General features: G+C 40.6%; 1 protein-coding gene. It reads right to left on the bottom strand.

Going from position 1 to position 577, the window contains the following annotated elements:
• Positions 1-307: 307 nt before the first annotated feature.
• Positions 308-577, bottom strand: a 270-nt coding sequence (locus tag U8U68_RS22130) for a hypothetical protein (RefSeq protein ID WP_322204654.1), incomplete at its 5' end; no start/stop codon positions are given.

Raw genomic sequence — 577 nt, 5'->3', positions numbered from 1 at the left:
GAATCGTGAACCGCTTTTCTTTGTTTTGCAGTGCAAATTTTGACACTGCTATAAGTTTCTAAAACAAGTACCGACTATTCATCCTCCCTTCCCAACAGCACGATTGGCTCTATGCGCAAGCCATGATAAACCATAATCACAGAAAGCCCCCACAGCCAATAGAACCCCAAACGGCAAAGTAATGTAAATCACATTCTGAATTGGACTCTCGCTGCATTCGAGATAAACATTAGCTTTGCTATCGCCGTTCTTACAAGTAATATAAGCGCTAAATGTAAAGTTGTGCTAAAGCCCTACACACATTGCCTTACACCCACAATGCTTCGCTCAGAACTTTCTGTCCTTTGACATCTTCAATACATACCATTTTTACCAGCAGCCATGCTCTTTCTTCTTCTGTCATTACGGTTATTTTTTCCGCGGTTTGAGAACCTTGCAAATTACGAATAATGTTATCCAGACATTCTTCTTTGTATTTCGCAGAATCTATTGCTTCCTGCCATGCCTGCCGTTTCTTTTCAAGCATTTCAAGCAATGGTGTTTTCGATGTTTTCCCATCAATGATCATCTTGATCTC

Origin of the sequence: Acutalibacter intestini, from assembly GCF_034334985.1 — a bacterium.
Lineage (GTDB): Bacteria > Bacillota > Clostridia > Oscillospirales > Acutalibacteraceae > Acutalibacter > Acutalibacter intestini.
This window is presented reverse-complemented; position numbering and strand designations above follow the sequence as displayed.